This is a genomic window from Streptomyces sp. NPDC001351 (assembly GCF_042896045.1).
Classification (GTDB): domain Bacteria; phylum Actinomycetota; class Actinomycetes; order Streptomycetales; family Streptomycetaceae; genus Streptomyces.
Genome location: NZ_JBIAWS010000007.1, coordinates 523,095 through 535,984 on the forward strand (window position 1 = coordinate 523,095; position 12,890 = coordinate 535,984).

The 12,890-nt window shown below is 70.4% G+C and carries 13 protein-coding genes and 1 riboswitch; of the genes, 9 read left to right on the forward strand and 4 right to left on the reverse strand.

Annotated elements, in window-relative coordinates; translation table 11 throughout:
* Nucleotides 1–120: 120 nt before the first annotated feature.
* Nucleotides 121–861 (reverse strand): SDR family oxidoreductase, encoded by a 741-nt coding sequence (locus ACFY1U_RS27705; protein ID WP_390696805.1) that lies wholly within the window; start codon nucleotides 859–861, stop codon nucleotides 121–123.
* A 121-nt stretch (nucleotides 862–982) separates the two neighbouring features.
* Nucleotides 983–1,873: an RNA polymerase sigma-70 factor gene (locus ACFY1U_RS27710; RefSeq protein WP_390696806.1), complete on the reverse strand. Its 891-nt coding sequence runs from the start codon at nucleotides 1,871–1,873 to the stop codon at nucleotides 983–985.
* 231 nt (nucleotides 1,874–2,104) lie between these two features.
* Nucleotides 2,105–2,235, forward strand: a riboswitch (FMN riboswitch).
* 152 nt (nucleotides 2,236–2,387) lie between these two features.
* On the opposite strand from ACFY1U_RS27710, the gene ACFY1U_RS27715 reads away from it, so the two are divergent.
* The 9 genes from ACFY1U_RS27715 (at nucleotide 2,388) to ACFY1U_RS27755 (ending at nucleotide 9,704) form a co-directional block, all read left to right on the forward strand.
* Nucleotides 2,388–2,993, forward strand: coding sequence for a riboflavin synthase (locus ACFY1U_RS27715; RefSeq protein ID WP_390696807.1), 606 nt, complete (start codon nucleotides 2,388–2,390; stop codon nucleotides 2,991–2,993).
* On the forward strand, nucleotides 2,990–3,631 hold the full coding sequence (gene pnuC, locus ACFY1U_RS27720; RefSeq protein ID WP_390696808.1) for a nicotinamide riboside transporter PnuC: 642 nt from the start codon (nucleotides 2,990–2,992) through the stop codon (nucleotides 3,629–3,631). Before ACFY1U_RS27715 ends, pnuC begins: the two co-directional genes overlap by 4 nt.
* Complete coding sequence (locus ACFY1U_RS27725; RefSeq protein ID WP_390696809.1) at nucleotides 3,628–4,917, forward strand: bifunctional 3,4-dihydroxy-2-butanone-4-phosphate synthase/GTP cyclohydrolase II; 1,290 nt, start codon at nucleotides 3,628–3,630, stop codon at nucleotides 4,915–4,917. The genes pnuC and ACFY1U_RS27725 overlap by 4 nt, the downstream gene beginning before the upstream one ends.
* Before the next feature lie 30 nt (nucleotides 4,918–4,947).
* Nucleotides 4,948–5,433 (forward strand): 6,7-dimethyl-8-ribityllumazine synthase, encoded by a 486-nt coding sequence (ribH, locus tag ACFY1U_RS27730; protein WP_390696810.1) that lies wholly within the window; start codon nucleotides 4,948–4,950, stop codon nucleotides 5,431–5,433.
* Between the two features lie 34 nt (nucleotides 5,434–5,467).
* Nucleotides 5,468–5,740: a phosphoribosyl-ATP diphosphatase gene (locus tag ACFY1U_RS27735; protein ID WP_344405831.1), complete on the forward strand. Its 273-nt coding sequence runs from the start codon at nucleotides 5,468–5,470 to the stop codon at nucleotides 5,738–5,740.
* A gap of 62 nt (nucleotides 5,741–5,802) precedes the next feature.
* On the forward strand, nucleotides 5,803–6,651 hold the full coding sequence (hisG, locus tag ACFY1U_RS27740) for an ATP phosphoribosyltransferase (RefSeq protein ID WP_115909391.1): 849 nt from the start codon (nucleotides 5,803–5,805) through the stop codon (nucleotides 6,649–6,651).
* A gap of 24 nt (nucleotides 6,652–6,675) precedes the next feature.
* A complete protein-coding gene (locus ACFY1U_RS27745) occupies nucleotides 6,676–7,119 on the forward strand; it encodes a PH domain-containing protein (protein WP_115909392.1) in 444 nt (147 codons plus the stop codon).
* 177 nt (nucleotides 7,120–7,296) lie between these two features.
* Nucleotides 7,297–8,622 (forward strand): hemolysin family protein, encoded by a 1,326-nt coding sequence (locus ACFY1U_RS27750; protein ID WP_390696811.1) that lies wholly within the window; start codon nucleotides 7,297–7,299, stop codon nucleotides 8,620–8,622.
* Nucleotides 8,619–9,704, forward strand: a complete 1,086-nt coding sequence (locus tag ACFY1U_RS27755) for a hemolysin family protein (protein WP_390696812.1) — start codon at nucleotides 8,619–8,621, stop codon at nucleotides 9,702–9,704. The genes ACFY1U_RS27750 and ACFY1U_RS27755 overlap by 4 nt, the downstream gene beginning before the upstream one ends.
* Before the next feature lie 105 nt (nucleotides 9,705–9,809).
* On the opposite strand, the gene ACFY1U_RS27760 is transcribed toward ACFY1U_RS27755, so the two are convergent.
* Together ACFY1U_RS27760 and ACFY1U_RS27765 are read right to left on the reverse strand one after the other, a co-directional pair.
* Nucleotides 9,810–11,675, reverse strand: coding sequence for an AAA family ATPase (locus ACFY1U_RS27760; RefSeq protein ID WP_390696813.1), 1,866 nt, complete (start codon nucleotides 11,673–11,675; stop codon nucleotides 9,810–9,812).
* A gap of 427 nt (nucleotides 11,676–12,102) precedes the next feature.
* A complete protein-coding gene (locus ACFY1U_RS27765; RefSeq protein WP_390696814.1) occupies nucleotides 12,103–12,756 on the reverse strand; it encodes a uridine kinase in 654 nt (217 codons plus the stop codon).
* Nucleotides 12,757–12,890 lie beyond the last annotated feature (134 nt).

Here is a 12,890-nt window from a genome sequence, read left to right on the forward strand (position 1 = left end):
GTGAAGGCCGGGGTTTCTGCCGCCGGCCGTGGCAGCGCCGCCGGAGCCACCACTCCCACCCCCAGCAACCCCACCCGCACCGCTCCTCGCCGACGCCCCCGCGGAGCCGGTCGCGACGGCTCATCCGTGCCGCCCGGTGAGGTATCCCTCGAACGTGCCCTTGCCGACGGCGTGTTCGGGCGCAAGGTGTCCACCGCTGCGGAACGCCCGGTACGCCTTCCCCCGCAGCGGCACGTTCACCACCGCCCGCCGACGCCCGGTCGCCTTCAGATAGGAGCGCGCCAGCGACTCGAACGTCCGGATCTCCGGCCCGCCCATGTCCTCGACCCGCCCCGCGGGAGCACCGGCGGCCAGTCCGGCCAGCCGCGCCGCCACCTCCGCCACCTCGACCGGCTGGTCGCTCACCCGCGCCGGCAGCAGCATGACCGGCAGTTTGGCCAGCGTCTTGAACACCATCACGAGCAGGTCGTGGAACTGGGTCGTGCGCAGCACGGTCCAGCCGAGCCCCGACTCCTCGATCAGCTTCTCGACGGCGAACTTGGTCCGGTAGTACGGAAACGGCACCCGGTCCACGCCGACGATCGAGATGTAGACCAGGTGCCCCACCCCGGCCCGCCGCGCCGCCGCGACGAGGTTCCGGGCCGCCTTGTCGTCACCGCCGGTCTGCGTCGTCGCACAGTGCACGATCGTGTCCACGCCCGCGACCGCCGCCTCCAGCCCGGCACCGCCCTCGCGCAGATCGACGGCGTACGGCCGGCTGTGACGGCTGAGCACCCGCACCTCGTGCCCGTCCGCGCGCAGCCGCTCGGTGACGAGCCTGCCGAGCGTTCCGGTGCCGCCGGTCACCAGGATCGTGGTCATGCTGTTCAGCCCCTTCGGACGCCGGGCGCTCCCGGGTGGAGCGCCCTACGTCAGCTGAGACGGGGTAGCCGCGTGGAATGTGACAGGTCACCACGACCGTCGTGTGGAAGGTGACCTGCCACTAGGCCGCCCGCCCGAGCTGCCGCCGGACGAAGCCCAGCTTGTCCGGGTTCACCACGACCCGGATATGGGCGATCAGACCGTCCCGCACCTCGAACGCGACCATGCCGACCAGCGCGTCGCCCGCCCACGCGGCCAGTCCCGTCTCGCCGTTGACCTCGGCCGCCGTGAAGTCCAGACCGGCCGCGAACCGCTCGGCGCCGCCCACCGAGAGCCGCGCCACCTTGTCCAGACCCTCGACCGGCCGCCGGGCCGCACTGACCTTGCCGCCGCCGTCGCTCGACCAGACCACATCCGCGGTCAGCAGCTTCTCCAGACCGGCCAGATCACCGTCCCGGGCCGCCGTGAGGAACGACGCGACGAGCTCCTCCTGCCGCTCGGGCGCCGGCTCGAAACGGGACCGGTCCTCGCCCACCCGCTGCACCGCCCTGCGGTACAGCTGACGGCAGTTGGCCTCGCTCAGGTCCAGTACGCCGGCGATCTCGCGGTGCCCGTACCCGAACGCCTCCCGCAGGACGTACACCGCGCGCTCGGTCGGACTGAGCCGCTCCAGCAGGATCAGCATCGCCATCGACACGGCATCGCGCTGCTCGGCCGACTCCAGCGGGCCGAGCGCGCCGTCCGACGTGATCACGGGCTCCGGTAGCCAGGTTCCGACGTAGTGCTCGCGCCGGGCGCGGGCCGAGGTCAGACGGGTGAGGCAGAGGTTGGTGACGACCTTGGCCAGCCAGGCCGCCGGGTACTCGATGCCCGTGCGGTCGGCCCCGCTGAAACGCAGATAGGCGTCCTGCACCGCGTCCTCCGCCTCCTCGGCCGAGCCCAGCATGCGGTAGGCGAGGCCGAACAGCCGCGGGCGGTGCGTCTCGAACTCGTCTGCGGTCGCGCTGCTCATGCGCACCAATCTGCCAGAGCCCGCGGGCGGGGGAGTGGTGAGGCCCGGCGGTGGGCAAGGGCCGTCGTCACCACCGCCGGGCCGGTCTGCGAAGATCCGGAAAGGACTAGACCAAAGGGTCCATCAGTGGGGCCGGGTTGAGAAGTCCATCGACGGCGCCTGTGAGCCAACCCACACCGTTCGCTTGTATGGACCTCGATCAGGCGTGGCACACTGACCCTGTACCAGAAGCAGCGCACTCCGGGGTCGGTGAAAGTCCGAACCGGCGGTTACAGTCCGCGACCCGACCGCTTCCAGCGGCCGGTTGACCAGGTGAAATTCCTGGACCGACGGTTAAAGTCCGGATGGGAGGCAGTGCGCGGCGGGCGGGCATACACGTATGCGCGCCGCCGTATCTGGGCTCGTCCTCGGGGCGGGTCCCGTCCGGCGTCGTCCTCGATGTCCTCGCTCGTTCATTCTGTCGTCATCGACAGGCCCCGGAGTCCGTGCCCGAAGAGGCAGGAGGACCCGGGAAGTGTTCACCGGAATCGTCGAAGAGCTGGGCGAGATCACGGCCGTCGAAAACCTCGGCGACGCCTCCCGCTTCCGGCTGCGCGGCCCCGTCGTCACCGAGGGCGCAAGGCACGGCGACTCCATCGCCGTGAACGGCGTCTGTCTCACCGTCGTCGAGCACGAGGGCGACGAGTTCACCGCCGACGTCATGGCGGAGACCCTCGACCGCTCCAGCCTCGGCGCCCTCGCCGTCGGCTCCCGCGTCAACCTGGAACGCCCCATGGCCGTGGGCGCCCGCCTCGGCGGCCACATCGTCCAGGGCCATGTCGACGGCACGGGCCAGGTGTTGGAGCGCAAGCCCTCCGACCACTGGGAGATCATCAAGATCTCCCTGCCCACGGACCTGACCCGCTACGTCGTGGAGAAGGGCTCCATCACGGTCGACGGCATCAGCCTCACCGTGGTCGACGCGGGACCGGACTACTTCACGGTCAGCCTCATCCCCACCACCCTCGCCCTGACCACGCTCGGCATCAAGCAGCCCGGCGACCCGGTCAACCTCGAGGTCGACGTCGTCGCCAAGTACGTCGAGCGCCTGCTCGGGGCCGGTCAGGGGGCGGACCGGTGAACTGGCTGAACTCGCAGGCCTTCACCCTCCTCGGCCAGCACATCATCTGGTCGGACATGATCGGCAACATCCTCGGCCTGATCACCCTGGCCCTCGGCTGGCGCCGCTCCCTGCTGACCTGGCCGGTCCAGTTCCTCTCCGGCCTCGTCCTGTTCATCGCCTTCTACGGCCACCTCGCCGGCAGCGCCGGCAAGCAGGTCGTCGTCATGGTCGTGGCGCTGTACGGCTGGTGGCAGTGGAACCGCAACAAGAGGCAGGCGCAGGACGGTCACATAGCCCCGCGGTTCGCCACCTGGCGCGAGCGCGGCGCGATGATCGCCGCCGCGGCCGTCGGCACGGTCGCCGTCGCCCTGCTCTTCAAGGCGTACCCGTCCCTGTCCTGGGACCCCTGGCCGGACGCCTACATCTTCGTGGGCACCATTGTCGCCATGTACGCCCAGGCCCGCGGCATGACCGAGTTCTGGATCGCCTGGCTCCTCGTCGACCTGGTCGGCGTCCCCCTCAACTTCGCCAACGGCTACGCCTTCTCCGGCTTCGTCTACGTCATCTACGGCGCACTCGTCCTGTGGGGCATGCGTGACTGGTGGCTGCGCTCCCGGCAGGCGTCGCAGCCCGTCCTGGAAGGAGCGCCGGCATGACGGCGGCACCGATTCTCTACAGCACCGACGGCATCGAGGACTGGTCGCTCGACCCGGTCGAGCAGGCCATCGCGGACATCGCCGCCGGCCGTCCGGTCGTGGTCGTCGACGACGAGGACCGCGAGAACGAGGGCGACCTCGTCATCGCCGCCGAGAAGGCCACCCCCGAGATCGTCGCCTTCATGATGAGCGAGTGCCGCGGCCTGATCTGCGCGCCCATGGAGGCCGACGAGCTGGAGCGGCTGAGGCTCCCGCAGATGGTCGAGGACAACACCGAGTCGATGAAGACCGCGTTCACGGTCTCCGTGGACGCCTCCGCAGCGCACGGCGTGACCACCGGCATCTCCGCCTCCGACCGCGCCACCACCCTCCAGCTGCTGGCGAGCGGAGAGACCCGCGCCGACGACTTCGTCCGCCCCGGCCACATCTTCCCGCTGCGCGCCAGGTCCGGCGGTGTGCTCGTGCGCAACGGCCACACCGAGGCCGCCGTCGACCTCGCCCGCCTCGCAGGACTGCGCCCGGCGGGTGCGATCGTCGAGATCGCGGGAGAGGACGGCCGTATGCTCCGCCTCCCCGAGCTGATCCCCTTCGCCCGCAAGCACGGCCTGACGATCATCTCCATCGAGGACCTGATCGCCTACCGCCGCAGCTCCGAGCACACCGTCCGCCGCGAGGCCGAGACCCAGCTGCCCACCGCCCACGGCGAGTTCACGGCCTACGGCTACCGCTCCACCGTCGACGGCGTCGAGCACGTCGCCCTGGTCCACGGCGAGATCGGCGACGGCGAGGACGTCCTGGTCCGCGTCCACTCCGAGTGCCTGACCGGCGACATCTTCTCCTCCCTGCGCTGCGACTGCGGCCCCCAGCTGGACGCCTCCCTGGAACGCATCCAGGAAGAGGGCAGGGGAGTGGTGGTCTATCTGCGTGGCCACGAGGGCCGCGGCATCGGCCTGCTGTCCAAGCTGCGGGCGTACGAGCTCCAGGAGCGCGGCCGCGACACCCTCGACGCCAACCTGGAACTCGGCCTGCCCGCCGACGCCCGGGACTACGGCGCGGGAGCACAGATCCTGGAGGACCTCGGTGTCCGCAGCGTGCGCCTGATGACCAACAACCCCGACAAGACCGACGCACTCGTCCGTCACGGCATCAAGGTCACCGGCCGTGAGCCGATGCCCGTACAGGCGGGCGAGCACAACCTCCGCTACCTGCGCACCAAGCGGGACCGGATGGGACACGACCTGCCCTGGCTGGACACGGCCCCCGTGTCCACCTGCAGCAACCAGTAAGACCAGAGCACACCGAGGAGACAAGAGAACGTGAGCGGCAAGGGCGCACCGGAACTGTCCGTACGCAATGTGGGTGACCTGCGGGTCGCCGTCATCGCGGCGCAGTGGCACGAAAAGGTGATGGACGGCCTGGTGGACGGCGCCCTGCGCGCCCTGCACGACCTGGGCATCGACGAGCCGACCCTGCTCAGGGTCCCCGGCAGCTGGGAGCTCCCGGTGGTCGCCAAGGTCCTCGCGGGCCGCGGCTACGACGCGATCGTCGCCCTCGGTGTCGTCATCCGCGGCGGCACCCCGCACTTCGAGTACGTGTGCCAGGGCGTGACCCAGGGCCTCACCCAGGTCTCCGTCGAGACCGGCGTCCCCGTCGGCTTCGGCGTCCTCACCTGCGACACCGAGGAGCAGGCCCTGGACCGGGCCGGCATCGCGGGCTCCAACGAGGACAAGGGGCACGAGGCGGTGACCGCGGCGGTGGCGACCGCGGCGACCCTCCGCTCAGTATCTGAACCGTGGCACTGACGTATACGGGGTTTGGCATAGGCTGAGCGTCACCATGTCCAATAAGACGTTCGAGGAGCTCTTCACCGAGCTCCAGCACAAGGCCGCCCACGGCGACCCCGCCACTTCCCGCACCGCAGAACTGGTCGGAAAGGGCGTCCATGCCATCGGCAAGAAGGTCGTCGAGGAGGCCGCCGAGGTCTGGATGGCCGCCGAGTACGAGGGCAAGGAAGCGGCCGCCGAGGAGATCTCGCAGCTGCTGTACCACGTCCAGGTGATGATGGTCGCCCGCGGCATCTCCCTGGACGAGGTCTACGCCCACCTCTGAGCCGTCACAGCCGCAAGAAACCCCGCACGTCTCCGTACGCACGAACAAAGGAAGCCGACCTCATGCTGCGCATCGCCGTCCCCAACAAGGGTTCCCTGTCAGGCCCTGCGGCGGAGATGCTGCATGAGGCCGGCTACCAGCAGCGCCGGGAGTCCAAGGAACTCAGGATCGTCGACCCGTCCAACGAGGTCGAGTTCTTCTACCTCCGCCCGCGCGACATCGCGATCTACGTCTCCTCCGGCCGCCTCGACATCGGCATCACCGGCCGCGACCTGCTGATCGACTCCGGCGCCAACGCCGAGGAGATCCTCCCGCTCGGCTTCGCCCGCTCCACCTTCCGCTACGCCACCAAGCCGGGCACGGCGAACGGCGTCGAGGACCTGAACGGCATGACGGTCGCCACCTCCTACGAGGGCATCGTCGCCAAGCACCTCGCCGACCACGGCGTCGACGCCTCCGTCGTGCACCTCGACGGCGCCGTCGAGACCGCCATCGAGCTGGGCGTCGCCGAGGTCATCGCGGACGTCGTCGAGACCGGCACCAGCCTGCGCAACGCGGGCCTGGAGGTCATCGGCGAGCCGATCATGAAGTCCGAGGCCGTCGTCATCCGCCGCACCGGCGAGAACGGCGAGGAGCCCAAAGTCCAGCAGTTCCTGCGCCGGCTGCAGGGCGTCCTGGTGGCCCGGACGTACGTGATGATGGACTACGACTGCCGCGCCGAGCACCTGGAAGAGGCGGTCGCCATCACCCCCGGCCTGGAGGGCCCGACCGTCTCTCCGCTGCACAACGAGGGCTGGGTCGCGGTCCGCGCCATGGTGCCCGCCAAGGACGCCCAGCGGATCATGGACGACCTGTACGCGATCGGTGCCCGGGCCATCCTGACCACGGCCATCCACGCCTGCCGTCTCTGAGAGCACAAGAAGAGGCACACAGAGATGTCCGACCTGCCCGCTCTCCCCGTCACGTTCCGGCCGGGCCGCACCCGGGCCGTCCTGCTCACCTCCGGTGCGGTGATCTTCGCGGTGATCACGACCGTCGCGCTGCTCCTGGAGCAGCTCAGCCCCGGAGAGAAGCTCAGCTTCGTCTTCACCGGAGCGGTCCTCTTCGGTGTCCTCGCGCTGCTCGCCCGGGTGAAGGTCGTCGCCGATGAGACAGGCGTCACGGTCGTCAACATCGCCAGCAGGCGGCACCTGGAGTGGGCCGAGATCCTCCATGTGAACCTGCGACCCGGCGATCCCTGGGTCTTTCTCAACCTCAGCGACGGTACGAGTCTGCCCGCGCTCGGCATCCAGCCGGGCATCGCCAAGGAGCGCGCCATCGCCGACGCGCGCACCCTGCGGGCACTCGCCGAGGCCCGCTCGACAAGGGATCTGCCGTAACGGCCCCTGTCTTGATTAATCTGTTGGCGGAGGCGTTTTCGTTGCGCCTCCGCCGCTGAAGTTCCCGCCGGGCTTCAGAGGCCCCCTGCTACCCGAGGAGTGACTCCCTCCAGCGATGGACGGATCGTCCTGTAGTACCTGCGCCGCCACCTCACGACATACCGAGGCGGCGGCATCATGACCACCCCCCTGCTGCTCCTGGGAGCGGCCCTCCTGCTGATCCTGGCCAACGGCTTCTTCGTGGCCGCCGAGTTCGGCCTGGTCACGGTCGAGTCGACGGACGCCGAGAAGGCCGCCGCCGAAGGCGACAAACGGGCCCGAAGGGTCGCCGAGTCGCTCAGGGAGCTGTCCTTCCAGCTCTCCGGCACCCAGCTCGGCATCACCATCACCTCCCTCGTCGTGGGCATGCTCGCCGAGCCCGCTCTCGCCCAGCTGCTGCACGGCCCGTTCACCGCGATCGGCATCCCCGAAGGCGCCGTCTCCGGTGTCGCGGTGGTCGTCGGCATGCTGCTGGCCTCCGCCGTGCAGATGGTGATCGGCGAGCTGGTGCCCAAGAACTGGGCGGTGTCCAAGCCGATGCAGGTCGCGCGCTTCGTCGCCGGCCCGCAGCACACCTTCGCCCGGCTGTTCCGCCCGGTCATCGCCGCACTGAACGCGGTGGCCAACCGTCTCGTCCGCGCCCTGGGCGTCGAGCCCGCCGAGGAGCTGGCCTCCGCCCGCACCCCCGGCGAACTGGTGTCCCTGGCCCGGCACTCCGCGCAGGCCGGCGCCCTGGAACAGGACACGGCCGACCTCTTCGTACGGACCCTGTCGCTCGCCGAGCTCACCGCGCAGCACGTCATGACCCCGCGGGTGAAGGTGAGCGCCCTGCAGTCGACGGCGACCGCCGAGGACGTGGTGAACCTGACCCGCGCCACCGGCCTGTCCCGCTTCCCCGTCTACAAGGAGCGGATCGACGAAATCGTCGGCATGGTCCATCTGAAGGACGCCCTGGCGGTCCCTGCGCACGAGCGCCTGCGCACCCCCGTGGGCCGCATCGCCCGTCCCGCGCTGCTCGTCCCCGAGACGCTGCCCGTGCAGCCGCTCCTCGCCCAGTTGCGCAGCGAGCAGCCCATCGCGGTCGTCGTCGACGAATACGGCGGCACGGCGGGCGTCGTGACGCTGGAGGACATCGTCGAGGAGATCGTCGGCGAGGTCCGCGACGAGCACGACGGGCAGGACGTGCCCGAGCTCGCCGCCGCCCCGCCGGAGGACGGCAGGCCCGCCTGGGACGCCGACGGCAGCTGCCGCGTGGACATCCTGCAGCGCATAGGACTCGACGTGCCCGAGGGGCCGTACGAGACCGTCGCCGGCCTCGTCGCCGACCGGCTCGGCCGGATCCCGGCCGTCGGCGACAAGGCCGAACTGCCCGGCTGGCGGCTGACCGTGCGCCGCGTCGGCCACTACCGCGCCGAGCGGGTCCGGCTGGTGCGGACCGGCCTGGTCGTGGAGGTCGCCCGATGAGCGTGCTCCAACTCCTGTTCGCCGCCCTGCTCGTGCTCGCCAACGGCTTCTTCGTCGGCGCCGAGTTCGCCCTTGTGTCCGTACGCCGCAGCCAGATCGAACCGCTCGGCACGGCCCGCGCCCGCCAGGTCCTCTACGGCCTTCAGCGGCTGCCGCAGATGATGGCCGCGGCCCAGTTCGGCATCACCGTCTGCTCGCTGACCCTGGGCGCGGTCGCCGAACCGACGGTCGCGCACCTGCTGGAGCCGGTCTTCGAGTGGATCCACCTCCCGGACGGGATGATCCACCCGCTGGGTTACGTCATCGCGCTTGCCGCGGTGGTCTTCTTCCACCTCGTGATCGGCGAGATGGTCCCGAAGAACCTCGCGATGGCTGCCCCGGAGAAGGCCGCACTGTGGCTCGCCCCGGGCCTCGTCGCCTTCGCCCGCGTCTGCAAGCCGATCACCGTCGCCCTCGGCGCCGTCGCCCAGGCGATCCTGCGGCTCTTCAGGGTCGAGCCGAAGGACGAGGTCGAGGCCGTCTTCACCAGCGAGCAGCTCAACCGCCTGGTGGAGGACTCCGGCCAGGCGGGCCTGCTCGATCCCGAGGAGCAGGAACGCCTCGAGGACGCCCTGGAACTGGGCTCCCGCCCGGTGACGGACGTGCTCCTGCGGCGCGAGTCCCTGGTGACGGTTCCTCCGTCGGTCACCCCGGGCCGGATCGTCGAACTCACCGCGCGCACCGGTTACTCCCGATTCCCCATAGCCGCGGAGAACGGCGCCTTCATGGGCTATCTGCATGTGAAGGACGTACTGGACCTGGAGGACTCCGAGCGGGCGGTGCCGCAGCAGCTGTGGCGGCCGATGACGACGCTGCGCTCCGAACTCCCCCTGGACGACGCCCTGACGGTGATGCGCCGCGCCGCCACCCACCTGGCCCAGGTCGCCGACGCCTCCGGCAGGGTACTGGGCCTGGTGGCCCTGGAGGACGTACTGGAACTCCTGGTCGGCGAGGTCACGGACCCGGCCCACCGGGACATCCCGGAGGTCAAGGTCACGGAGCCGAGGGCCAGCGGCGAGCCGGAACAGGCCTTGGCAGGTTAGCGCCGGGTCCCCGCGCCCCCCTCAGGGGCGCGGGGAACTGCGCGATCAACCACGACGAACCCGCATCCGCAAAAGATCGGAAGCGACCGGGTCAGTGGGCGCAGCTCACAACCCTGACGGATCCTGCGGCCCCCGCCCGGACAGCACTTCCCCGTACGCCTGCATCAGATCCGGCAAGCGCAAGGTCGACAAGTCGTCCCTCGACAACACCCCGGGATACGTAGACAGCCGCAGATCCCGATACGCACAGCTCTTCTCGTACAGCGTCCGCAGGAACCGCCCGTTCCCGAGCTCGTCGATCCACCCCTGGTCCACCACATGCCCGGCGATGGACCGCAGCTCGTCGAGCGCCTCCTCGTCCCAGACGTCGCCGTTCTCGGCAGCCAGCACCTCACCGATCGAGGTGAGTTCCAGCGGCCGGTACGAGGGAAAGTCCACGCGGGTGGTGAAGCGGGACGACAGTCCGGGGTTGGCGGCCAGGAGGCGGTCCATGCCCTCCGGGTAGCCGGCCAGGATGACCACCAGATGGTCGCGGTTGTCCTCGGCCCGCTTCAGCAGCACCTGCAGCGCCTCGTCGCCGTACGCGTCGCCCTTGCCGTACCCGGAGTTGGACAGCGAGTAGGCCTCGTCGACGAACAGCACACCGCCGATCGCCGAGTCGATCAGTTCGTTGGCCTTCACTGCCGTCTGGCCCAGGTACTCGCCGACCAGGTCGGCCCGCTGCGCCTCCACGAGGTGGTCGCCGCCGAGCAGCCCGAGGGCGTAGAAGACGCGGCCGAGGATGCGGGCGACCGTGGTCTTGCCGGTGCCGGAGGGGCCGGAGAAGACGAAGTGCCGTTTCGGCGGCTGGACCGGCAGGCCTTGCCCGGCGCGCAGCCGCGCCATGTTCAACTGGGCGGACAGCGCCTTGACCTGGCGCTTCACCGGCTCCAGACCCACCATGCGCTCCAACTCGGCGAGCGCCTCCTCGAGCAGTGCGGGGTCGGTGGGCCCTGCCGGCAGCGGGGACCCCGGAGGGCCGACGGTCTTCTCGCGTACCGTCGGGTCGATCGAGGACGGCAGCGGGCCCACCGGCGGCAGGTCGGACTCGGAGAGCCTCAGGTCCCGGCCCTCGGTGCCGAAGAGCGGATCCAGGGTGTCGGGGCCCTCCAGGGCGTCCTGGCCGCCGGAGAGCGTGATCGCCGCGAGGTCGGTGGCCTCGTCGTACCCGTCCCCCTCGGCGATCGCCGCGAGCCGGGCCGAGGTGTCCATGAAGGCGGGGTCGACGCGGTGCACGGCCCGGTAGAGGGGGAGGGCGGCGGCCGAGCGGCCCGTGCCCTCGTGGGCGCGCGCCAGCCAGTAGCGCAGCTCCTTGCGCTGCGGCTGCTCGCTGCGGCAGCGCATCAGGGCGGACGAGAGCAGGGGCTCGGCCTGTCCGTACATCTCCAGGCGGACCCGCGCCATGCCGCCGAACAGGCCCGCCTCGATACCGAGCAGGGCGTCGTCGATCAGCGGGTCGGTGTGGCGGACGAGCTGGTCCCAGTCCTTGACGAGATAGGCGCGGCACGCGTGCAGAAAGCGGACCTGCGGGTCGGTGTCCACGGGCGGCAGGCCCGCGAGCGCCCGGTCCAGCTCCGGGACATGGCGGCCGTCCAGCCAGTGGGAGGCGTGCGCGAGCAGCAGGTCGCGCGGGCTCTCCAGTACGGGCTGCACCCACCAGCCGAGCCAGTACCAGGAGTTGAGGGAGCGGCGGTGCCGGGCGCGCTGTTCACCGAAGCGGTCGCGGTGCCGGAACATCCGTAACAGCGCGGTCGTCGTGTCGACGCGCAGCGCGTGCAGTCCGAGCCAGCCGTCGGCCATCCCGGGGTCCATCCGCACCGCGGCCCGGAACTCCTCCTCCGCCTGCGGATAGGCGCCCATCGTGTAGGCGTCCACGCCTCGCAGCCAGGCGAGGTCGGCCGGGGCCTCGGGGCCCTGCGTGCCGAAATCCATCACGTCCCCCACAAACCGTGCCCCCGTCGGTTGACCGCCGGACCGATGTCCGCCGGCCGCCTTGATCGAACCGCCGTACCGCGGACCGGAGTTGCGGTGCGCGCAGCCGTCCATCAGGTCGCACCGAGGGCATCGTACCTGCGGGGGTGTCGCCCGCCGAAGGGTGCCGCACGGGCCGTTTGGCGAGGTGGGAGCAGACGGGGCGCACGTCGGACGGTGACGGTGCGTGAGCGAAATGTGCCGCGGAGCGTCCGGAAAACCGGGTGCGGGCAGAACGAAGCCCCCGATCACGGGGGAACAACCGGGGGCTTCGCGACTCTGGGCGGCTTCGAATGGCCGCACATTGAGAACGTAAGTCCTGTACGGCCCCCCGGTCAAGCGGAGTTGAGGCACTCCGGGAAGTTCTCCGGCGGGCGTCTTCACAAGTTCAGCACACTGCCGATGGTCCGTCACCGTGCGTGAGCGGCTGGTCCGGTCCAATAGTCTTCACGGGTCCCGGGAGCACCTCGTACCCCTTCTCCGACTGCCGTATCAGAAGGTCGGCGAACGGCCTCGAGGGGTCCTCGGCGAAGTGCCGTCGCTCCGCCCTGACCCAGCCGGCCCAGAACTCCCGCTGCTCCTCCCCGTCCCGCTGCCGTCCGCGTGTCCAGGACTCCTCGTGGGGCAACTCCATCCACAGGAGTGCCGCGAGGTGCGGGCGCAGTGTGCGGCGGCCGGCGCCGACGCCCTCGATGAGGACCACCGGGGCGGTCGGCAGCGTGCGGGGCGGTCCGAAGTGGCGGGTGTGCCAGTCGTAGGGGGCGTAGTGGGCGCTCTCGCCGCGGCTCAAGGGCCCGATCACCTCGGCCAGCAGCCGTCCGGTCCACTCGAACAGCTCGTCGTGACTGGCGATGTCGTCGAGATGCAGCACGGGTGCGCCGTCCAGGGCCCGGGCCAGCCGCCCGGCGAACGTGGACTTTCCGGAGCCGGCGTGTCCGTCGACGCCGATCAGGCGGACCGGGCCGCAGGACGGGGGCAGACGGCGGAGCCGGGAGGCGAGGTCGTGAATGGCTGTTCCTTGGCTGACCGGGGAGTTGGGCATATTCGACGGGAACATTCTAGTGGTGGGTGAAAACGGGGCGAATGGGTGGGCCGGAAAATAGTGTCGCATTGAACCAGTCGTTGGCTGGCTCCGAGCCAGTGTCAATCCCGCCCCAAAGCCTGGGCCCACCATCT

Excerpts from the sequence above, each read along its gene's own strand:
- ACFY1U_RS27760 (WP_390696813.1), bottom strand. The coding sequence starts at position 11,675 with ATGGATTTCGGCACGCAGGGCCCCGAGGCCCCGGCCGACCTCGCCTGG.
- ACFY1U_RS27765 (WP_390696814.1), bottom strand. The coding sequence starts at position 12,756 with ATGCCCAACTCCCCGGTCAGCCAAGGAACAGCCATTCACGACCTCGCC.
- ACFY1U_RS27725 (WP_390696809.1), top strand. The coding sequence starts at position 3,628 with ATGACGGCGGCACCGATTCTCTACAGCACCGACGGCATCGAGGACTGG.
- hisG (WP_115909391.1), top strand. The coding sequence starts at position 5,803 with ATGCTGCGCATCGCCGTCCCCAACAAGGGTTCCCTGTCAGGCCCTGCG.
- ACFY1U_RS27750 (WP_390696811.1), top strand. The coding sequence starts at position 7,297 with ATGACCACCCCCCTGCTGCTCCTGGGAGCGGCCCTCCTGCTGATCCTG.
- ACFY1U_RS27735 (WP_344405831.1), top strand. The coding sequence starts at position 5,468 with ATGTCCAATAAGACGTTCGAGGAGCTCTTCACCGAGCTCCAGCACAAG.
- ACFY1U_RS27755 (WP_390696812.1), top strand. The coding sequence starts at position 8,619 with ATGAGCGTGCTCCAACTCCTGTTCGCCGCCCTGCTCGTGCTCGCCAAC.
- ACFY1U_RS27710 (WP_390696806.1), bottom strand. The coding sequence starts at position 1,873 with ATGAGCAGCGCGACCGCAGACGAGTTCGAGACGCACCGCCCGCGGCTG.
- ACFY1U_RS27705 (WP_390696805.1), bottom strand. The coding sequence starts at position 861 with ATGACCACGATCCTGGTGACCGGCGGCACCGGAACGCTCGGCAGGCTC.
- ACFY1U_RS27745 (WP_115909392.1), top strand. The coding sequence starts at position 6,676 with ATGTCCGACCTGCCCGCTCTCCCCGTCACGTTCCGGCCGGGCCGCACC.